The sequence below is a fragment of the Ureibacillus galli genome (assembly GCF_014836845.1).
GTDB lineage: Bacteria > Bacillota > Bacilli > Bacillales_A > Planococcaceae > Ureibacillus > Ureibacillus galli.
In genome coordinates this window covers 1-20,402 of the sequence record NZ_JACSQA010000014.1, presented here as the reverse complement: position 1 = coordinate 20,402, position 20,402 = coordinate 1, and the positions used below count along the sequence as shown (strand labels likewise).

Annotated in this window: 19 protein-coding genes, 3 tRNA genes and 1 riboswitch; of the genes, 5 read left to right on the top strand and 17 right to left on the bottom strand. The window is 35.9% G+C overall.

The window, feature by feature from the left end; all coding sequences use genetic code 11:
* Positions 1 to 32 precede the first annotated feature (32 nt).
* Positions 33 to 611: a tRNA (mnm(5)s(2)U34)-methyltransferase gene (locus H9636_RS10390; protein WP_191707542.1), complete on the top strand. Its 579-nt coding sequence runs from the start codon at positions 33 to 35 to the stop codon at positions 609 to 611.
* Between the two features lie 35 nt (positions 612 to 646).
* Here H9636_RS10390 and H9636_RS10385 read toward each other — a convergent pair whose 3' ends face one another.
* Positions 647 to 2,101: an alanine/glycine:cation symporter family protein gene (locus H9636_RS10385; protein WP_225230175.1), complete on the bottom strand. Its 1,455-nt coding sequence runs from the start codon at positions 2,099 to 2,101 to the stop codon at positions 647 to 649.
* 246 nt (positions 2,102 to 2,347) lie between these two features.
* Positions 2,348 to 3,151 (bottom strand): alpha/beta hydrolase, encoded by an 804-nt coding sequence (locus H9636_RS10380; protein ID WP_191707541.1) that lies wholly within the window; start codon positions 3,149 to 3,151, stop codon positions 2,348 to 2,350.
* Positions 3,152 to 3,272: 121 nt separating this feature from the next.
* On the opposite strand from H9636_RS10380, the gene H9636_RS10375 reads away from it, so the two are divergent.
* On the top strand, positions 3,273 to 3,785 hold the full coding sequence (locus H9636_RS10375; protein WP_191707540.1) for a gamma carbonic anhydrase: 513 nt from the start codon (positions 3,273 to 3,275) through the stop codon (positions 3,783 to 3,785).
* A gap of 545 nt (positions 3,786 to 4,330) precedes the next feature.
* Here H9636_RS10375 and metK read toward each other — a convergent pair.
* A complete protein-coding gene (gene metK / locus H9636_RS10370) occupies positions 4,331 to 5,527 on the bottom strand; it encodes a methionine adenosyltransferase (protein ID WP_191707539.1) in 1,197 nt (398 codons plus the stop codon).
* A gap of 470 nt (positions 5,528 to 5,997) precedes the next feature.
* Positions 5,998 to 6,108, bottom strand: a riboswitch (SAM riboswitch).
* 199 nt (positions 6,109 to 6,307) lie between these two features.
* Between metK and pckA the strand changes: the two genes are divergently transcribed.
* Positions 6,308 to 7,894 (top strand): phosphoenolpyruvate carboxykinase (ATP), encoded by a 1,587-nt coding sequence (gene pckA, locus H9636_RS10365; protein ID WP_191707538.1) that lies wholly within the window; start codon positions 6,308 to 6,310, stop codon positions 7,892 to 7,894.
* Positions 7,895 to 7,929: 35 nt separating this feature from the next.
* Here pckA and H9636_RS10360 read toward each other — a convergent pair whose 3' ends face one another.
* The 4 genes from H9636_RS10360 to H9636_RS10345 form a co-directional block, all read right to left on the bottom strand.
* Positions 7,930 to 8,709: an alpha/beta hydrolase family protein gene (locus tag H9636_RS10360; protein WP_191707537.1), complete on the bottom strand. Its 780-nt coding sequence runs from the start codon at positions 8,707 to 8,709 to the stop codon at positions 7,930 to 7,932.
* On the bottom strand, positions 8,693 to 9,160 hold the full coding sequence (locus H9636_RS10355) for an NUDIX domain-containing protein (protein ID WP_191707536.1): 468 nt from the start codon (positions 9,158 to 9,160) through the stop codon (positions 8,693 to 8,695). The genes H9636_RS10360 and H9636_RS10355 overlap by 17 nt, the downstream gene beginning before the upstream one ends.
* Positions 9,161 to 9,214: 54 nt before the next feature.
* Positions 9,215 to 9,397 carry a hypothetical protein gene (locus H9636_RS19045; RefSeq protein WP_225230174.1) on the bottom strand — a complete coding sequence of 61 codons (183 nt, stop codon included), beginning with the start codon at positions 9,395 to 9,397 and terminating at the stop codon, positions 9,215 to 9,217.
* 212 nt (positions 9,398 to 9,609) lie between these two features.
* A complete protein-coding gene (locus H9636_RS10345) occupies positions 9,610 to 10,059 on the bottom strand; it encodes a Dps family protein (RefSeq protein WP_191707535.1) in 450 nt (149 codons plus the stop codon).
* 294 nt (positions 10,060 to 10,353) lie between these two features.
* Here H9636_RS10345 and yidD point away from each other — a divergent pair, with 294 nt between their 5' ends.
* Positions 10,354 to 10,587, top strand: a complete 234-nt coding sequence (gene yidD / locus H9636_RS10340; protein WP_191707534.1) for a membrane protein insertion efficiency factor YidD — start codon at positions 10,354 to 10,356, stop codon at positions 10,585 to 10,587.
* Between the two features lie 104 nt (positions 10,588 to 10,691).
* Positions 10,692 to 11,699, top strand: coding sequence for a metal ABC transporter solute-binding protein, Zn/Mn family (locus H9636_RS10335; protein WP_191707533.1), 1,008 nt, complete (start codon positions 10,692 to 10,694; stop codon positions 11,697 to 11,699).
* Positions 11,700 to 11,736: 37 nt separating this feature from the next.
* Here the strand turns inward: H9636_RS10335 and H9636_RS10330 are convergent, their stop codons facing one another.
* The 10 genes from H9636_RS10330 to H9636_RS10285 form a co-directional block, all read right to left on the bottom strand.
* A complete protein-coding gene (locus H9636_RS10330) occupies positions 11,737 to 13,173 on the bottom strand; it encodes an o-succinylbenzoate--CoA ligase (protein WP_191707532.1) in 1,437 nt (478 codons plus the stop codon).
* A 198-nt stretch (positions 13,174 to 13,371) separates the two neighbouring features.
* Positions 13,372 to 14,190, bottom strand: a complete 819-nt coding sequence (gene menB / locus H9636_RS10325) for a 1,4-dihydroxy-2-naphthoyl-CoA synthase (protein WP_191707531.1) — start codon at positions 14,188 to 14,190, stop codon at positions 13,372 to 13,374.
* Positions 14,191 to 14,325: 135 nt separating this feature from the next.
* Positions 14,326 to 15,150 carry a 2-succinyl-6-hydroxy-2,4-cyclohexadiene-1-carboxylate synthase gene (menH, locus tag H9636_RS10320; protein WP_191707530.1) on the bottom strand — a complete coding sequence of 275 codons (825 nt, stop codon included), beginning with the start codon at positions 15,148 to 15,150 and terminating at the stop codon, positions 14,326 to 14,328.
* Positions 15,147 to 16,865: a 2-succinyl-5-enolpyruvyl-6-hydroxy-3-cyclohexene-1-carboxylic-acid synthase gene (menD, locus tag H9636_RS10315; protein WP_191707529.1), complete on the bottom strand. Its 1,719-nt coding sequence runs from the start codon at positions 16,863 to 16,865 to the stop codon at positions 15,147 to 15,149. Before menD ends, menH begins: the two co-directional genes overlap by 4 nt.
* Positions 16,858 to 18,243 carry an isochorismate synthase gene (locus tag H9636_RS10310; protein ID WP_191707528.1) on the bottom strand — a complete coding sequence of 462 codons (1,386 nt, stop codon included), beginning with the start codon at positions 18,241 to 18,243 and terminating at the stop codon, positions 16,858 to 16,860. Before H9636_RS10310 ends, menD begins: the two co-directional genes overlap by 8 nt.
* 208 nt (positions 18,244 to 18,451) lie before the next feature.
* Complete coding sequence (locus H9636_RS10305) at positions 18,452 to 19,390, bottom strand: dipeptidase (RefSeq protein WP_191707527.1); 939 nt, start codon at positions 19,388 to 19,390, stop codon at positions 18,452 to 18,454.
* Positions 19,391 to 19,473: 83 nt separating this feature from the next.
* Positions 19,474 to 19,995: a TraR/DksA C4-type zinc finger protein gene (locus H9636_RS10300; protein WP_191707526.1), complete on the bottom strand. Its 522-nt coding sequence runs from the start codon at positions 19,993 to 19,995 to the stop codon at positions 19,474 to 19,476.
* Between the two features lie 147 nt (positions 19,996 to 20,142).
* Positions 20,143 to 20,214, bottom strand: a tRNA-Glu gene (locus H9636_RS10295).
* 17 nt (positions 20,215 to 20,231) lie between these two features.
* A tRNA-Ser gene (locus H9636_RS10290) sits at positions 20,232 to 20,322 on the bottom strand.
* A 4-nt stretch (positions 20,323 to 20,326) separates the two neighbouring features.
* Positions 20,327 to 20,401, bottom strand: a tRNA-Asn gene (locus H9636_RS10285).
* Position 20,402 lies beyond the last annotated feature (1 nt).

Sequence of the window (20,402 nt, the reverse complement as noted above, 5' to 3'; positions counted from 1 at the left end):
AATAAAATATTTGCCAAAAGGAAGTGACATTAGTGAAATTACAACGTGTATTACAATATGCAAAGACCCTTCTATCCCAGTCCATAAATGTAGGTGACATAGCAGTTGATGCCACGGCTGGAAACGGTCATGACACTTTATTTTTAACAGAGCTTGTTGGAGAGAATGGTCATGTTTATGCTTTTGACATACAGCAACAAGCCATCGATTCAACGTTGAACCGTTTAAAGGAAAAAGGAGTCAGTGACTTGGCGACTGTTATTTTAGACGGACATGAACACATATCCCAATATGTTCAACAAGAAATTGGTGGAGCTATTTTTAACCTTGGATATTTACCAGGTGCCAATCATCATGTAGTGACGAAAAGTAATACAACCATTGAAGCGATTCACCAATTACTACAACTTTTAAAAATCGGTGGCATAATCGTTTTAGTGATTTATCATGGTCATGAAGGTGGTAAAGAGGAACGGGATGAATTATTAAAATTCGTTAGTACACTTCCCCAAAAATATGTACATGTTCTTCGTTACGAATTTATGAACCAAAAAAATGATCCACCATTTATCGTGGCATTGGAAAAGGTGAAAGATTTTCCTAAAGAATAAAAAAGAGCGAGGCAAATTTTGCCCCGCTCTTTGTATCATTTATCTTTTTTATAATTCTCCCAGAAAGTCGCATTTTTAATTCCTAGTTTAATAGGGTCAAATACCGGATCTTTCCCCTCTTTTTTCTGCTGTTCGTAATCCTTCAATGCTAACATAGCTGGTTTCATTAATATGAGTATTCCGATTACATTAATCCAAACCATTAAACCTAATCCTAAATCGCCAAATTTCCACGCTAAATCCGATGTACGGATTGCCCCATAGAAAGTGGAAATGATGAGGACAAATTTTAAAATCCAAGTAAAGATCTGTTCCCTTTTCTGGGTGAATAAATACGCAACGTTCGTTTCAGCAATATAATAATAGGCCATAATTGTTGTAAAGGCAAAGAAGAACAGCGCAATCGCAACGAACATAGAGCCAAAATCATTTAAGGCAGGGAAGGCTTTGTTTACTGCTAATTGGGTAAATTCGGAATAGGTAGCCCCTGCTACGTTTTCTACTATTAATTCGCCATTAGCATCTCCTACATTAGTGTTATATGTACCCATAAATAATATCATTAATGCTGTTGCTGAACATACGAATAATGTGTCGATATAAATGGAAGCTGCTTGTACTAAACCTTGTTTAGCTGGGTGTGATACTTCAGCTGCAGCTGCAGAGTGAGGACCTGTACCTTGACCTGCTTCATTGGAATAAACAGCACGTTTTACACCCCAAGATATTGCTGCACCAATCATCCCACCGAAAGTAGCATCGGCATTAAATGCACTACGAATAATAAGAGCAAAAACATCTGGAACTAAAGAAATATTCATTATAATTACAATAACGGCTAATAAAATATAAGCAACAGCCATAAAAGGAACGATAATTTGGGCTGCGTTGGCTATCCGCTTTACACCGCCTAAAATAATAAATGCTAAAATCGCAACAACAATTAAACCTGTAACCCATTGTTCAATTCCAAATGCATTATTCACCGCGCTGGTAATCGCATTTGATTGTACCCCTGGCATTAAAATAGCTACTGCTAAAATCGCTGCGATAGCAAAGACAATTCCAAACCAACGATGACCTGTTCCTTTTTCTAGATAAAAGGCAGGACCTCCACGGTAAACACCATTTTTCTTTTCTTTGTAAATTTGAGCTAATGTTGATTCTACATATGCAGTTGATGCCCCAATGAATGCCGTTACCCACATCCAAAATACAGCACCAGGTCCACCGAAAGCAATGGCCGTAGCGGTACCTACAATATTACCAGTACCAACACGCCCGGATAGTGCGATTGATAAAGCTTGGAAGGAAGAGATACCCGCTTCCGATTTTTCTCCAGTAAACATGAGCACAAACATATCTTTAATTTTTCTAACTTGAACAAATTTCGTTAAGATGGAGAACAATAACCCTACGATTAAAATACCGTAAATCATTACTGGACCCCATAATAAATCGTTTAACCAAGTAACAATTGATTCAATCATGAATACACCCCTTTTTCATTTACTATTTAGAATATTCTTTATATTACATAAATTAAAACCTCAATTCAATAAAAATTTTTATATTTTGCTATAAAAGTAGTTTGATTGATTCATAAGTCAGAATATTGGGAAATTTAAATTTACTATTACTCCATTACTTTTTTCTCACAAAATCGATTTCATATAGAAAAAGAACTACCCAAGAAAAAAATTTTCATGGATAGTTCTTTCATCTCGATTACTATTTTATTTAATAATATATCCCAATGAGCGAATGACATTATTAATAAAGTCCTTTTCATATGTAAATACTTCTTCCCGTTCATGGTCATGATATAGGTTATGATAACTGTTTGACCATTCTTTATATTGAATTTCGGATGACAGTTGATTAAATAACCATTTTCTTGCAGGTTGTGGATCCGTAATTTTATCTTCCTTTGCTACCATTAACAAAATCGGTAATGATAAAGTTCCTTCCTGTTCCGCTGTCATATTTCTCATTAAATTATGAATGTCTTTAAACCACCGAACAGTTACATTCGAATGGTAAGGTAAATAATCAACCATTTCATTGTAGCCATCTAAATTTCTCGTTAACATATTTTTATCAAACTTTAACGAGATCTTCTTGTTCGATGCTAAAGTTCCTAAGCTTGTAATGGCATTCGTAAGTAAATTCGCCGTTTTTCTTAAATGAAGCCAAGGTGAAGCTAAAATAAGCCCTGCACATTCCATTGGATTTTTCTTTAAAAATTTGATCGCCAGAGTTCCCCCTAGCCCATGCCCAATCACAAAAACAGGTAATTGATAGGTTAAAGCACTTGCCATTAATTTTTTTATATAATCTAAATAGTCTTCAATTGTTTCATCATGTACTTTTGAATATTTTAAATGTTCACCATGCCCGGGCAAATCTCCCATAACAATGTGATACCCTTCTAAACGAAGTTTTTCAATTAACCAGGCATACCAACGGTGATGTTCAAAAACGCTATGTACGATAACGACTACTGCCTTCGCTTGTCCATCTGCTTCCCATTTCCACATAACGCACCCTCCTACCTATTCCTCATTCAATCGTGGATATATATACCAATAATTGTTTTCCATACATTTATTTATTTGATACGATAATAATATATCATACTTAGAAACGAGGTATATTTCGATGATTTATCCATTTAAAAATAAAAATCCTAAAATAGACCCATCTGTATTTATTGCCGACAATGCCGTAATTACTGGTGATGTTACAATTGGTGAAAAAACATCCATTTGGTTTAATACAGTCATTCGAGGAGATGTAGCACCTACTATAATCGGGAATCGTTGTAGCATCCAAGATTTAAGTTGTTTACATCAAAGTCCGAACAACCCTCTCATCATTGAAGATGAAGTAACAGTTGGCCACCAAGTAACATTACATAGTTGCGTGATACGAAAAAGAGCTTTGATTGGGATGGGATCTATTATATTAGACGGCGCGGAAATCGGAGAGGGTGCCTTTATCGGTGCTGGGAGTTTAGTACCACCAGGTAAAAAAATACCACCTAATTCTTTAGCTATGGGTAGACCAGCAAAAGTAGTTCGTACGGTTACTCCAGAAGATCGAGAAGATATGGACCGCATTATTCGGGAATATGTTGAAAAGGGACAATATTATAAATCCATTCAAAAATAATGACCATTTAAATGAGTGTAACTTCCGTGTTACACTCATCTTTTCAATCTTCATTAGAAATAATTTATAGTATTACCTCTACTTTTCGTTCATATAGATAAAGAAGGGGTGTTATGAAATACATTTTAAAAAGAAGAGTACTGGGTGGATATTCATCAGCCTCATTATTATTACCGCACCGGTTATCGTGTTTTTAACTCCTCTTATTCTCTCAATCTTTTTAGATGAGATAAGTAACGATCAGCAAAATTTGTTTTTTCAAAAACTGTTCATGTATTTCTTTATATTTGTTCTCTCATTTATCGCTTTATTGTTTTTATCGATTGTAAAAACTATCCTAAAAAAATTGTTTATCTTTTTCTTCCTTTAAGCTTTTTTACATATTCTTTCTCAAACTATCGGAACAACAAAAAAATCTGCTTCATTTCTAATGGGTGGATAAGGCCTTCTATTCTATAAGATAAATGGCTTTATCCTCCCGATTTGTAGAAATCTCGCAGATTTTTTATTATTTTCTTGTTAACTATGAAGTAGCCTTGTAATTATTAAAGGCCAGCTTTTTCTTTTAATTTTTGGGCGATATCAGTATTTTCCCATGGAACATCTAAATCTGTACGACCAAAATGACCATATGCAGCCGTTTGTTTATACATTGGGCGTCGTAAATCAAGCATTTTAATAATACCAGCAGGGCGTAAATCAAATAGTTCACTTACCCATTCTACTAATTTATTTTCTTCTACTTTCCCAGTACCAAACGTATCAACCGAAATGGATACAGGTCGTGCTACACCAATGGCATAAGCTAATTGGACTTCAGCACGCTCTGCAAGACCAGCTGCAACGATGTTTTTGGCTACATATCTTGCGGCATAAGCTGCAGAACGGTCTACTTTTGTTGGATCCTTACCTGAAAATGCACCGCCACCATGACGAGCATAACCACCATACGTATCGACAATAATTTTACGGCCTGTTAAACCTGCATCCCCTTTTGGTCCACCGATAACAAAACGACCTGTTGGGTTAATGAAGTATTTTGTTTCATAGTCAATTAAATCAGAAGGAACAACTACATTAATCACTTTTTCTTTTAAGTCTTCTTGAATTTGTTCTAATGTTACATCTTCATCATGTTGAGTAGAGATAACAATTGTATCAATACGAACTGGGTGATTGTTTTCATCGTATTCTACTGTCACTTGTGTTTTACCATCCGGACGTAAATATGGAATTTCCTTTGATTTACGAACTTCTGTTAAACGACGCGCTAATTTGTGCGCTAAGCTTATTGGTAATGGCATTAATTCTGGTGTTTCATTACATGCGTATCCAAACATTAACCCTTGGTCACCAGCACCAATTGCTTCAATATCTTCATCAGTCATAGAACCTTCACGAGCTTCTAAAGCTTGATCCACACCTAACGCAATATCAGGGGACTGTTCTCCGATAGCCGTTAATACGGCTAAATTTTCTGCATCAAAACCATATTTCCCACGTGTATAGCCAATTTCTGCAACAGTGTTGCGAACGACACTTTGAATATCAACATATGTAGATGTTGTAATTTCCCCAGCAACTAACACTAATCCAGTTGTTACCGTTGTTTCGCAAGCTACACGTGCATTTGGATCTTCAGAAATGATTGCATCTAAAATAGCATCGGAAATTTGATCACAAATTTTATCCGGATGCCCTTCTGTTACACTTTCTGATGTAAACAGTCGACGGTTTGTCATTTGATTTCCTCCTAAGTTTATAGCGAGACTCTTTCCTCGTTGTTGATACGGTACTCTATTACCCATGTTTAGCCCACTTAAAAAGATTAGTACTTCAAGCCGTCACAATACTACCTTTTGTTTAGCTTAAATTTTCCATCTTATGAAAGATAGTTAAAAAAGACAGTAATTGTATAATGGAATATGTACAAAAACATGTTCTGAACAATTTTTAGCTACCTTTTGTGTTAGATTTCGTTTAAAATGTATTGTAGAACATTTTTGAAATCTAGTTTTATCGAGTGGCATCAAAAGTTATGGCAAGTGGAATTCACTTATTCGTAATTTGATACATGGATTTAGAAAGGCACATATAAAATAGGTAGTTGAACTATCCATTTCATTGTGTTCTAAATTGAAAAAAAAAATTCCTCTACTCAAGTACTTTTGCATGAGTAAAAGGAATTGTCGTTTCATTACATTACCTTTCACTCTTATCGTTCAAGGGTATCCCCTTGCATCAGGTTGGCACCATCGCATCAAAAAAATGCAGGTTGCCGGGCTTCATAGGGCCTTGACCCTCCACCAGCTCGGGATAAGAGTATCCGTTCAACACAACATCTTACGTAAAGTAACTATAAATGTCAATGGATTTTACCTAAATCACGAAATGTTTTAAAATTAAAAAATAATTTTCAGGGATTAGTATAGATTATTTAAATCAATGTGTTATACTATTTTTGAAATTACTCAACCCTCCCAAGCAAGCGGGAATACTTAAAAAAGGATGGTATTTAATCGATGAATTCAGTAGAAATTGCAAATGAACTGAAGGAATTATTAAACGGAGAAAATATAAATGTTCAACTTTCAGTACCACAATTAGTGGAAAAAGCTACCGAGCGTGGAGAAGCAACATTAACTGTAGATGGTGCATTACGTGCTGAAACAGGTAAATATACTGGCCGTTCTCCTAAAGATAAATATATTGTAGAAGAAGAAAGCACAAAAGACAAAATCGACTGGGGTAATGTAAACCGTCCGATTTCTGCTGAAGTGTTTGATAATCTTTACGTTAAGGTTGTAAATTATTTAAAAGAAAAAGATGAGCTATTTGTATTCAAAGGATTTGCCGGAGCAGATAAAGAATCACAACTCCCAATTCAAGTAATCAATGAATATGCATGGCACAATCTATTCTGTCATCAATTATTCATCCGTCCAACTAAAGACGAGCTAGCTTCTCATGTGGCTGAATTTACAATTGTATCAGCTCCTACCTTTAAGGCAGATCCAGCAGTAGATGGTACTACTTCCGAAACTTTCATTATTGTATCTTTAGAAAAGAAAGTCATTTTAATTGGTGGTACAGAGTACGCTGGTGAAATGAAGAAATCTATTTTTGGTATTATGAACTACCTATTACCAGAAAGTGATATCCTTTCAATGCACTGTTCAGCAAACGTTGGTGAAGCTGGTGATGTAGCACTATTCTTCGGTTTATCTGGTACAGGTAAAACTACTTTATCTGCTGATAGCAATCGTAAGCTAATCGGTGATGATGAGCATGGATGGTCAGACAATGGTGTATTCAACATCGAAGGTGGATGTTATGCAAAAACGGTTAACCTTTCGGCTGAAAAAGAACCGGAAATTTATAACGCAATTCGTTTTGGTTCCGTTTTAGAAAATGTTGTGATTGATCCGGAAACTCGTATTCCTGATTATGACGATGTTACATTAACAGAAAATACTCGTGCAGCTTATCCAATTCATTTTATCGATAATATTGTCACACCTTCTGTTGCAGGACATCCGAAAACAATCGTTTTCTTAACTGCTGATGCTTTCGGAGTATTACCTCCAATCAGCAAATTAACGAAAGAACAAGCAATGTACCACTTCTTAAGTGGTTTCACTTCAAAATTAGCAGGTACAGAACGTGGCGTAACATCTCCAGAGCCAGTATTCTCTACATGCTTCGGTTCACCATTTTTACCGCTTCCAGCAACTCGTTATGCTGAGATGTTAGGTCAAAAAATTGATGAACACGGTTCTCAAGTATTCTTAGTAAACACTGGTTGGACTGGTGGAGAGTATGGCGTTGGAAACCGTATGAAACTTTCCTATACACGTACAATGGTTCGTGCTGCTATTGATGGGAAACTTAATGATGTAGAAACTACACAAGATGCAATTTTTGGATTACATATTCCAACTGCAGTAGAAGGTGTACCTAGCGAAGTATTAAATCCTCGTGAAGCATGGGCAGATAAAGATGCTTATGATAAAAAAGCGGCTTATTTAGCGGACTTATTCAAAGAAAACTTCAAAAAGTTCACAAACGTTTCTGAAGAAATTTTGAAAAAAGGTGGCCCTTTAGCTTAATTTAAATAGAAAGGACGTCTAGTAGACGTCCTTTTTTATTTTAGTTTCATCCATTCACAGAGGGCTTTTACCGTCTGTCTATTTAATTGGGGAGGATAATGATGGGATAGCCCGGATGAATACCATGTTTCTACTTGTTTATTTTCTTTTATTAATGCTTGTTCCAAGTCGTATGCTTGATCAATACTAACATTTTCATCCTCTGTTCCGTGGATAATTAAAACTGGTGCATGTATATCCTTTACTTTAAAAATAGGGGTACGTTCATCGTATTTCTCCTGTTCTTTATTTGGAGAACCACCGATAATTCTTTTTAAAGTTCTTCGCATGTCGACCCGTTCCATATACATAGAAGTAACATTTGATACACCAGCCCACGTCACAACCGATTTAATATCATTCCGTAAAATCGCCGTCCATAAAGCCATTAACCCACCGCGGGAAAAGCCAAATAAATGTATCTCTTTTTTATCAACGAATTGTTTTAACACTTCCACACTATGAATTGCATCAAAACGATCATCCCCTGCCATTTCGTCTCTTCCTTCTCCACCACGGTTTCCACGGTAATAAGGGGCAAATACAATAAATCCTTGACTAGCAAATTGGGCGATACGGGAAGCACGGACCATACCTATAGATTGTAATCCTCCGCGCAAATATAGTAATGCTTCATAATCTCCATCAAGTACAGGTTTTGCTAATAAACCTTTTACTCGAAGACCTTGGGACCAATAAATAATTTCTTTTAGTACAACATGTGGATTTGGTGAAGGATAACTACGAATTGATTCAATACTACCATTGTCTTTCATGATGCTTCACTTCCTGTAACATCTTTTTCATTCCCCAATCCTTCATGTAGAAACTTAAATGGGGATGGTTCATTAATTCTTCTGTCGTCAGCCACGTCATCCCTAACGTCTCATATTCTTCCACGAAGTCATCTATTCTTTCCACTTTTCCAGTAAAAACAGCTTTGCAAAATGGAACTTTATCATGGACAACATAATAAGCAAACCATTTTAAATCTGAAATATGTACAGCCGTTTCTTCATATACTTCGCGAATCGCCGCTTCTTTCAACGTTTCACCCGGCTCTACTTTGCCGCCTGGGAATTCAACACCGCGCTTTTTATTAATCGTACATAGCCATTTTCCTTCATAACAAACGAAAACAAGTACATGTTTTGGTTCAATTTCAAATGGTCCATCATCAAACCTTAGATCAACTTTGCAACCATTTTCATCAATAAAAGTAAACATCCCTTTGCTCATCTCCTATACATAATTATAGTCTAGCGAAGGGATGTTTCATAATCAATGGAAATACGGTAATTGTTCAACAAATTGTTTTGTATAATCATCACCAAATTCATGAATTAGCGCATATATCTTTTTTAAACGATTGTCAATTTCATCGTTGGATTCATCTAAATGATAGGGTAAATAAGGTAAATGGGCACGAACAATATTATCAAATTCCAGTGAATCCATCTGCATGAATAACCTCTCAAATATTCTTGCTTTGTCACTATCCATTTTTAATTTAAATTCACAGGGTAACCCTAATGGATAATAACTATATGACTGGTTCACAACAGAAACATAAATCGTTGTATCGATGACAATCACTCCTTTTATTCAGTATGGAGCGAAAAAATGTGAACTATTCATGAACAACTTTTATGAAAAACAACGGTACTTTTCTAAAATTACTGGTTATTCCCTAAGAAAGCTGAAAGCATCCAAGTATGTTTTTCTAAACTTTGAACCATTTCATTTAACATATCTTCCGTGCGATCATCGCCTTCTTCAGCAGCTTGTTGCATTGCTTCCTTTAAAAATCCCATAATGGTTTTAAAATCACTAATTGTTGTTTGAACCATTTCTTCCGTTGTTTCAGAACCCGTAGCTTCTTTAATATGTGACATATCAAGATGTTCTGTTAATGTTGCAACAGGTTTTCCTCCTTTTGTAAGGATTCGCTCTGCCACCTCATCCAAATTTAATGTGACTTCATTGTATAGTTCTTCAAACTTTTCATGAAGGGTAAAGAATGAAGGACCATTTACATACCAATGATAATTATGGAGCTTTGTATAAAGGACTGACCAAGTAGCTACAAGATCGTTTAATTGTTCAATTAATGGTTTGTTTGTCATTATATCCACCTCTTAAATCTTATTGACAATTATCAATAATTTTTTTGTCTCCATTCGTTCATACTATAAATAGTTTGGACAACTACCAAAAAATTATGAACCTTTAATGACATTATTGTTTTTGTCATCATTACTATAACCGTTCTTTACTACTTTAAAACATCATGGAAACGTCCATGACAATGCAAAATTACTAATCTTGTTCCCGAATTTGTTTTATAATAATAAAGGAATAGATGTTTAATCTGTCTTTTCGATGAAAACAAAACGATTTATAAGATTAGGAGTTAAAAAATGAAATATCCTTTTATATTAATTATTAAATTTTACCGTAAATTTATTTCACCTGTTACGCCACCTACGTGCCGTTTCCATCCTACTTGTTCCGAATATGGTCTTGATGCTTTTCGAAAGCACGGTGCCATAAAGGGATTTATCCTAACGACAATCCGAATATTAAAATGCCAACCTTTCCACCCAGGAGGATATGATCCTGTTCCCGAAAAATGGCCTTCGAAAAAAAAATAATTCGAAGGCCTTTTTTTATTGTATTTTTTCAATTAATCATGTATTATTGAGAATGTTGAAAATTCAAATCGTAATTGTTACTATTTAGAGAGGATTGAAATGAAATGAAAAGATTATCTTTTTTATTGCTAATTGCTATTCTATCCATTGGTTTAGCTGCATGTAATAATGAATCTACTAAAACTTCCAAAAAAGAATCTGCTAGTGAGCAAGATTCATCGAAATTAAATGTTTATACAACGGTCTATCCATTAAGTTATTTTGCTGAACGTATAGGTGGAGAATATGTGAATGTATCTTCCATTTATCCTCCAGGTTCAAATGAACACACTTATGAACCGACACAACAAGATATGATGTCATTAGCGGATGCTGACCTATTTTTCTATATCGGCCTTGGTTTAGAAGGGTTTGTTGAAAATGCCCAAAATACTTTAAAAGGTGAAAATGTGAAATTAGTTGCAGCAGCAGACTATATTTCTGATGAACAATTAAATGCCTCAGCAGAAGAAGAACATGACCATGAGCATGAAGAAGGAGAAACACATGATTATGATGAAAGTGAAGGACACGAAGGCCATCATCACGGTGATATTGACCCTCATGTTTGGCTATCTCCAATTTTAGCAAAAGATTTAGCATTGGCAGTTAAAGAAGAGCTTGTTGCTTCTTTACCTGAACAAGAACAAACTTTTAACGAAAACTATGAATTATTAGTGGAAGAACTTGATTCATTAGATCAACAGTTTAAAGAAATGGCGTCAGCAGCAAAAACGAAAACATTCTTTGTTTCCCATGCCTCTTTCGGATATATTGCAAAACAATATGGTTTAGAACAAGTAGCGATTGCAGGAATCAATTCTCAAAGCGAACCTTCTCAAAAAGAGTTGGCAAGTATTGTTGAACAAGCGCAAGAATTAAATGTTCAATACATTTTATTTGAACAAAACGTCTCCTCTAAACTTTCTTCAGTTATTCAAAATGAAGTGGGTGCTGACACACTGGAGTTACATAACTTAAGTGTGTTAACAGAAGATGATATAAATAATAACGAAACATATTTCACATTAATGGAACGAAATATAGAAACATTTAAAAAAGCTTTAAATTAAGTAGAAAGGTTCGTCTCACATTTGAGACGAACCTTTTTTACATTATATATTCCTTTAGCTTCCTTCTCATTAATTTATTGGAGCCATTTCGAGGAAGGGATGGGACAAAGTAAATGTATTTCGGGATTTTATATTTCCCCAACTTTCCACGACAAAATTGAAGAAGCTCTTCTTCCGTAATGGTCGTTTTTAGGACAACAAATGCTGCAGGAACTTGTCCCCATACGTCATCTTCTACTCCACATACTCCAGCCTCTCTTACCGCCTCATGACTCATTAATACGTTCTCTATTTCAGCAGGATAAATATTTTCTCCTCCAGAAATAATTAAATCGGATCGACGGTCGAGTACATATAAATACCCATCCTCATCTAAATAACCAATATCGCCTGTATGTAACCAACCATCAATAGTTGAGCTTTTATCGGAAAAACGACCAATATAGCCAGGTGTTACATGGGGACCGCGAATTAATATTTCCCCTTCTTCATTGGGCATTGTGGAATTTGCAATTTTTATTTGATTAAAAAATAGCGGTTTTCCAGCAGAACCTATTTTTCTAAAAGCATCTTGGTTCGATAAAGTAGCCGTTTGAGAAGAAGTTTCTGTCATACCGTAAGTTTGAGAAACGGGTAAATTTAATCGACTGGCCCGTTCAAGATAGTGTACCGGAACAGGTCCTCCCCCGGCAAGAATTAACTTAAACTTAGGAGAAGCTTGACTGTCCTTTTCTTCTAAACCTTGAAGTATACGCTCTAACATCACCGCCACAACAGACATGTGGGTCACATTTCCTTTAGCGATATCATTGACACATTGTTCTTTATCGAATTTTTTATACAATTTCACTTGATTGCCATATAGTAATGAGCGGACTAAAATTGAAAATCCACTTATATGAAATAAAGGGACTACGCAAAGCCACACATCATCTTCAGAAAGACCGATATTTAACACAGATGATAAGGCACTTGCTTGATGGTTTCCAACAGTTTGACGGACCCCCTTTGGAAATCCTGTCGTACCTGATGTATACATGATGGATATTGTTTGTTCATTTGACCATTCATTGTGAATGTTAATTGAAGTTGCTTCACTACTCTCGATTGTTGTAAATAAAAGATGGGGAGTATTTTCAGGTATGAGGGAAATATCTTCATCATCAACTAATACAACTTCTACTCCTGCATCTTCAATTTGATACTGTAACTCTTCCTTTGAAAGCTTACGATTTAACATGACCATTTCACACTGCAGATGCATGCATGCATACATCATAAAAATAAGCCGAGGTTGACTCGGTCCTATTATCGCTATACGGCTATAATGTTGGACACCTAATGTTGCTAATTGTTTCGCTCTGTGGACTGATATGTTTTTTATTTCTTCAAAAGTCCATGATTGATCTTCAAAAATTAATGCACGACGAGTCGGTGTTACATGTGCACGTTGTAAAATCCAATTTGGATTCATATCCATTCCTCCAGTACATTGCATTTCTATTTTAACTCTCTATCGCTAGCGATTCAAAAAATGAGGATTTTCTCTTTGTTTATAGCCCTTTATATATGTAAAATATAACGCTTCTCTTTCCTTGTTCTATTCTGTTCTTTTCCATATAAAAAAGCAAGAGAATCGAGATTCTCTTGCTTTCTATTTATATCTTTCCTATTAAGGGAATCTTGGGAACTGACCGAAGTCTGGTTTGCGTTTTTCTTTAAATGCATCGCGGCCTTCTTTTGCTTCATCCGAAGTATAGTAAAGAAGTGTAGCATCTCCAGCAAGTTGTTGGATACCTGCTAAACCATCAGAGTCTGCATTAAATGCTGCTTTTAAGAAACGTAATGCCATTGGTGATAATTCAAGAATTTCTTCACACCATTTAACTGTTTCATCTTCTAATTGTTCTAATGGAACAACTGTATTTACTAAGCCCATTTCAAGTGCTTGTTGTGCATCGTACTGACGACATAAGAACCAAATTTCACGAGCTTTTTTATGGCCTACGATACGTGCTAAATAGCCTGCACCATATCCCCCATCAAAAGAACCTACTCGTGGGCCAGTTTGACCGAAACGAGCATTCTCAGCTGCAATTGTTAAGTCACATACGATATGTAAAACGTGACCTCCACCAATTGCATAACCTGCCACCATTGCGACAACCGGCTTTGGAATTTTTCGAATTAATGTTTGTAAATCTAAAACATTTAAACGTGGGATATTATCTTCTCCGACATATCCACCATTTCCACGAACTTTTTGGTCTCCACCTGAACAGAAGGCTTGATCACCTTCACCTGTTAAAATGATTACCCCTACACGTTCATCATCACGTGCACGTGAAAATGCATCAATCATTTCTGCAGTTGTTTTCGGACGAAATGCGTTACGCACTTCTGGACGGTTAATCGTAATTTTTGCGATTCCGTTGTAAAATTCATACTTAATATCTTCATAAGTATGTAAAGTTGTCCACTCACGTGTCATGTATATACCCCCTTATTGATTTATAAAATACGATGACGTATTTGTTGCAACATATATTGCAACTTATTGCGGCAAGATGATTAGGAATTTGTACTAAGTTATCAATCGTCATTACCTTGAAGACATTGATAAAGCTTATCCAGTCGTCCCTTTAAAATCTATAGCATCCTTTACTATTGTAGCAAATTGTTTAGGATTTTCCACATGAATTGCATGCCCAACATTTTCAACTAATCGGTGTTGGGAAAAAGGCAATCGCATTTTCATTTCTTGAGCAATATTGCAGAACTTTTCATCTAAAGTTCCTGTTATGAGTGTAACTGGCGTATTGAGTCCATAAAGCTGGTCCCATAGGGATTTCTGCGCCCCTGTTCCCATTCCTCTAAGACTGTTGGCAAGTCCTATTTCAGATTGGGATAATCTCTCTTCTCGCACCGATTGTTGTACAGCGGATGGTAAGTCTTTTTGTGATTGAAATAGAGGGATGTTTTCCCATTTCTGAACAAATGATTGAATCCCGTTTTGCTCAATTTTTTTCGCCAGTTCTTCATCTGCTTTTCTTCTAGCTTTTCTTTCTTCTTCTGTTTTTAATCCGGGAGAAGCACTTTCTAAAATTAACTGCCGGATTCTTTCCGGATACTTAGCAGTGTAAGAAAGAGCTACTCGACCACCTAAAGAATAGCCGATTAAAATAACTTGATTTAGGTCCAATTGATGAAAAACATCTTCTAAAATATCAATTTGCTCTTCCATTGTATAATGTGACAAATCTTTTGGAATATCTGTTAGACCATGTCCAACTAAATCAATGGCTACTAGCCGACAGTCAGAAAGGTACGAAACGGTTTTTTCCCATGTTCTAACAGTACCTGTAAAACCATGGAGCAGGACAATTGTTTCTGCTAAATGATCATTCCATACTTGAACATTGACGTTTATACCACGGGCTTGTACAATCATCGTTCAAGCTCCTCGTGAATTCGTTGCCAAAGCTTACGATGGGCAGCAACATTTTCCTTTCGATCCGTAAAAATTTCAACTAAACGTAACGGTTTTTCCTTTGGTTGTTCAAAGAATGGAGATAGCTCGTCCAATGAATGGATTGAAAGATAGTCCATATCATACATTTTAGCTACTTCTTCAAATTGTAAAGCAGTTGGAGTACCAAATAAATCTTCATAATACTCTTTCACCGTTGATTGGGATAAATATGAGAAGATTCCTCCACCATCATTATTAAAGACAATCACATTTATATTACATGGCTGATAACGGGTAGCGATTAATGCACTTAAATCATGTAAAAAGGCTAAATCTCCAATGAATAAATACATTTCACGGTTCGGTCTTGCTTGACTAAAGCCTATAGCAGTTGACATTACACCATCAATCCCATTTGCACCGCGATTTGCAAATACTTGAATATCTTTAGTAGTTGGTAATAGGAATGTATCTATATCGCGAATCGGCATACTACTACTTACAAATAAATCGCTCTGATCAGGAAGCTTTTCTAAAAACATTCGTACCATCGCCCCTTCATCGGATTCATAGGCAATATAGCTGTCAACATTCTTTTTCGCGATTGTCTCTCCTTTTTGCCACTGTGTTACATATTCTTCATTAATATGATTACCACTTAGCTTTAACTCGTTTAACCATTTTCCAATGGATGCATGAATAAAGTGGGTTGAAACCGCAGCTGAATCACGGAACATAGGATCTTCATCGATTACGACATAATGAGTTGGCTCAGTTTCTGTTAAAAAAATCGTTAAAAATTTAGATACAGGTTGAGCACCAAAACGAATTACTGTATCAGCAGCAACTAGTTGTTTAAAAGGTCCGCTTTTTAATAATGCGTCATATGTAGTAATAAGATATGGCTCACAATCCTCCGGAACGTTTGTTCTCAAATTCGATAAACTTTCAACTAACACTGGCCATTTCAATGTACGAATGAAGGACCAAATATAATGTAAGTCAGTGCCTAAGGCTAGCTCACCGACAACGATAAAACCTTTTTGCGTTTGACGAATGATTTCTTCTAATGTTTCCTTTGCTTTTTCAGATGGAGTCACTTCTCCCACATAACTATTTTGAAAAGATGGCATAGGAAGTTCTTCTTTAAAATCAATGAGCAAAGGCTCACGGAATGGGACGTTAAAATGTACCGGTCCAAAGGGTGCTGTTGTAGCAATATTTACTCCTCGAGCAATATGACGTTCTATATGTGGCAACGTTTGTGGCGAATCGTCAGGAATTGGAAATTCGGCACTCCATTTAACCCTTTCCCCATATAAGTTCATTTGATTTATAGCTTGAGGTGCTCCGACTTCCCGTAATTCGTGAGGGCGATCTGCCGTAATGACGATTAACGGTATTCGAGCATACTTAGCTTCAACAATTGCTGGATAATAGTTAGCAGCTGCTGTACCTGACGTACATAGTAGAACTACCGGTTTAGCCTTTGCTTTCGCAATTCCTAAAGCAAAAAATGCCGCGGAACGTTCATCAACTTGTCGATAAACTTTTAAATTCTTCGTTGAAGCAAATGCATAAGCAAGGGGTGTAGAACGAGATCCCGGACTTATTACAACATCTTCTACTCCATTTTGCATAAGTGAAGCAACCATTTTATACACATAATTTGTTAATATTTCTCGATCATTCATGTAGTTGTCCTCCTAAAGCACGCAACATCGGACGGAACTTCACTAAAGTTTCTTCATATTCCGAAATTGGTTCGGAATCAGCGACAATACCGCCACCAGCATATAAAAATGCCGTATTTTCTTTTAATGCAGCGGAACGTATCGCCACAATAAATTCTCCATTGCCTTCTGCATCCATCCAACCTAATGGAGCCGCATATAATCCACGGTTCATCGATTCATATTGACGAATTATCGAAAGTGCTTCCTGTCGAGGAACGCCTCCTAATGCTGGCGTTGGGTGTAAATGTTTAACAAGTTGCAATATCGTTGCATCCTGTTTTAGCAACCCTTCAACAGGTGTGTAAAGATGTTGAATATCACGAATTTTTAACAGTTTTGGTTGTTTAGGTAATCGATACTGGGTGCAATTTTGTTGAAATGTTTGAGCAATCATTTCAACAACATATTGGTGCTCCCCTAAATTTTTTGAATCTGCTAAAAGGCTATCTCCTAGTGCTTGATCTTCTTCAACCGTTTTACCACGTTTAATCGAACCTGCGACACATGAAGAAAAAGCATGACCATCCTTTACCTTTACTAAACGCTCTGGAGAAGCACCAAAAAATAATAGATTGTCACGTTCTAGTCCAAATAAATAGCTTTCAGGCTGCTCACTGATTACGTGGGATAATACTTGAGGAGCTGTTAAAGTGTCATCAAATTGCATTTCCAAAGCACGGGCAATTACTACCTTTTCAGCTTCCTTATTTTTAATTAAGTTTGTAACCGTTGCAATCGTTTTTAAATATTCTTCTTTATAAACTTCTCGATAATTTGTCATGACTGGTTTATCATACATTTTTAACTCTCTTACTTGAGCAGCATGAATTAACTGATCTCGTTCTTTCCGTAACAGATCAAATTCTTCTAGACAATTATCGTTGTCGGTAACTAAATGGATGTTTACATAAGCTTTATCATCCCGAATTACAAGCTGATAAGTCGCTACTGAAAAATAACTTTGGGGAAAACCATTCCATTCTCCCTCTTTCATATTGTTCGGATCAAAAGTAAATCCACCAAATAGAATCGGTTGTTGCTCACTTTCTTCCTTTACAATATTTTTCGTTAAAGCTTTCCATTCTTTTTCTATGAAATCAAATCGTTCATCATTTGCATTATTCTCGAGTTTATATGCATGTCCTAGTCCGACTAATGTGAACGTTTTCTCACGGTTTTGCCAGAAAAACCGTTGTCCTTTATATTGTTTTTCCCCTGCTGCAAAGAATGCTAGGGCCGATAATCGGTTTACTTCAATCGTTTCAATATAGAAGGTTAATGTCGAATTGACTGTTTCCACTTCTACTCCAGTGGTTTGTAACCACTTCTGGTGCATGAATTTTCCCTCCAACAAAGGCAATTTGCCATAAAAATAACAGACAATAATATATCTGTTTGTTTAAATAATCTTTTCGATTCACTCGATATCTATTCTATCATATCATTTTTTTCTTATATACCATATCGATAATCCTTGTCACTTTCTTTTTTAATGTGTAAAAGTAACTAATTTATTCCATTAAAAAAAGCGTAAGATTTATTTCTTACGCTTTTCCAACTTCCATCACAAAATCTTTAAATCCTTTACTTGCCATCATAAGAACTTCATCAGTTGAATAACTTTTCAACAAGGCATTAATAAGATTTGGATATTCACTAGCATTAGATAACTTTTCAATAGATAACGGATCCATTCCATCAAAATCAGAACCAAATCCAATGGATTCGACACCTACTAGTGTAGTTAAATATTGAATATGTTGAAGAAGATTATTTATCGTCGTACTTTCTTTATCTTGTTCTACAAACGGAGGATAAAAAACTACATGAATTCTTCCTCCATATTGAACTAATGCTTTGATTTGCCCATCTGTTAGATTTCTTGGATGATTGCATAGACTTCTAGCATTACAATGACTGGCAATGATATGTTTTGCTAAAGGCAGTACTTCGTAAAAACCTTGTTCATTTAAATGAGCCACATCAAGTATGATATCGTGCTTATTTAATAATTGAATGACTTTATGGCCAAAGGGTTTTATACCTTTTGATGGCAATTCTGATGTCCCATATGCGACAGTATTTTCATCATTCCAAGTAAGACCAACAATTTTAACGCCTGCATTGATTAAAAGTTGAAGTTTCTCTAAATCGTCTCCAATACAATCGCAACCTTCAAGACTTAAAACGGCTCCGATTTCTCCTTCTTTCAGTTCATCTAATTGTCTCCAATCAGTAATATGAACCATCTCGGTTTTACTTAACACTTTTGTATGAAATGCCTCTATTTGACGAGCAGCTTCTAAAAACTTTTCTTTTTGAGGCACACTTGGATGAACAAAGATGGCAAATACTTGAACCTTTACTTTTCCTGCCTTTAAATGATTTAAATTGGCGTGCAGTCTACCATCATTTTGAAAATCGGCCTCTTCTAATCGAGTTAATTTCTCCAATACATCACAATGTAAATCAATAATATCCACTTTTTTACCGCCTATCCATGTTTTTCTCTATTGTATAGGAAAATGGATAGTACGTGCTATCTATGAAGTGACAATAATTCATTTTATTGTAGACGATCTCGAATAGATGTCTCTTGGTTATTTTGATGAATAATCTCTTGAGGAACATCTTGTGGACTATCAGATGACGGGTATTCACCAGAACCATCTTCGAAATCTACCGTTAATAATGACTTATGTGTAAGTTCATTCATAATTTCTTCTTCCACTGGACGAGTTTCCATATCAATTTTTTCATGACTATGTTCTTTACAAGTCAATGTCGTAGGAACTGCCTCTAACCTCTCAAATGGAATTTCCTTTTGGCATACTTCACATTTTCCATATGTTCCATTTTCCATTGCATTTAACGCGGCCTCTATTTTTTCAATACTTTCTTGTTTAAAATCATCCATTGCATATTCTGTTAATTGTGATGTTAAATCAGAAGCATTATCTCCAGGGTGATTATCATAATTTGATAATTCCGTACGATCTATATCATCGTGGGTTTCTAAACCTTCTTTTAAATCCTTCAATTCCTCTAATAAATTGTTTTTTAATTGTGCCATTTGTGATTGATTCATTTATTTTAAACCTCCTTCTATCTATTATTTAAGGTTCACCTAATTTACCCTTTTCAAACGTAAAATATTGTACAATAAAGAGAAATTCTTTCATTATAAACAAAAAAACACTCTCAAGATAATCTTTATCTTGAGAGTGTTTAGTAATGACCCGTACGGGATTCGAACCCGTGTTACCGCCGTGAAAGGGCGGTGTCTTAACCACTTGACCAACGGGCCTAACACAAAATTATGTATGGCGGAGAAGGAGGGATTTGAACCCTCGCGCCGGTTACCCGACCTACACCCTTAGCAGGGGCGCCTCTTCAGCCTCTTGAGTACTTCCCCAATATGGCTCCGAAGGTAGGACTCGAACCTACGACCGATCGGTTAACAGCCGATTGCTCTACCACTGAGCTACTTCGGAA

Coding starts and splice junctions, on each gene's coding strand:
- H9636_RS10385 (WP_225230175.1), bottom strand. CDS start 2,101: ATGATTGAATCAATTGTTACTTGGTTAAACGATTTATTATGGGGTCCA.
- H9636_RS10380 (WP_191707541.1), bottom strand. CDS start 3,151: ATGTGGAAATGGGAAGCAGATGGACAAGCGAAGGCAGTAGTCGTTATC.
- H9636_RS10375 (WP_191707540.1), top strand. CDS start 3,273: ATGATTTATCCATTTAAAAATAAAAATCCTAAAATAGACCCATCTGTA.
- metK (WP_191707539.1), bottom strand. CDS start 5,527: ATGACAAACCGTCGACTGTTTACATCAGAAAGTGTAACAGAAGGGCAT.
- pckA (WP_191707538.1), top strand. CDS start 6,308: ATGAATTCAGTAGAAATTGCAAATGAACTGAAGGAATTATTAAACGGA.
- H9636_RS10360 (WP_191707537.1), bottom strand. CDS start 8,709: ATGAAAGACAATGGTAGTATTGAATCAATTCGTAGTTATCCTTCACCA.
- H9636_RS10355 (WP_191707536.1), bottom strand. CDS start 9,160: ATGTTTACTTTTATTGATGAAAATGGTTGCAAAGTTGATCTAAGGTTT.
- H9636_RS19045 (WP_225230174.1), bottom strand. CDS start 9,397: ATGCAGATGGATTCACTGGAATTTGATAATATTGTTCGTGCCCATTTA.
- H9636_RS10345 (WP_191707535.1), bottom strand. CDS start 10,059: ATGACAAACAAACCATTAATTGAACAATTAAACGATCTTGTAGCTACT.
- yidD (WP_191707534.1), top strand. CDS start 10,354: ATGAAATATCCTTTTATATTAATTATTAAATTTTACCGTAAATTTATT.
- H9636_RS10335 (WP_191707533.1), top strand. CDS start 10,692: ATGAAAAGATTATCTTTTTTATTGCTAATTGCTATTCTATCCATTGGT.
- H9636_RS10330 (WP_191707532.1), bottom strand. CDS start 13,173: ATGAATCCAAATTGGATTTTACAACGTGCACATGTAACACCGACTCGT.
- menB (WP_191707531.1), bottom strand. CDS start 14,190: ATGACACGTGAGTGGACAACTTTACATACTTATGAAGATATTAAGTAT.
- menH (WP_191707530.1), bottom strand. CDS start 15,150: ATGATTGTACAAGCCCGTGGTATAAACGTCAATGTTCAAGTATGGAAT.
- menD (WP_191707529.1), bottom strand. CDS start 16,865: ATGAATGATCGAGAAATATTAACAAATTATGTGTATAAAATGGTTGCT.
- H9636_RS10310 (WP_191707528.1), bottom strand. CDS start 18,243: ATGCACCAGAAGTGGTTACAAACCACTGGAGTAGAAGTGGAAACAGTC.
- H9636_RS10300 (WP_191707526.1), bottom strand. CDS start 19,995: ATGAATCAATCACAAATGGCACAATTAAAAAACAATTTATTAGAGGAA.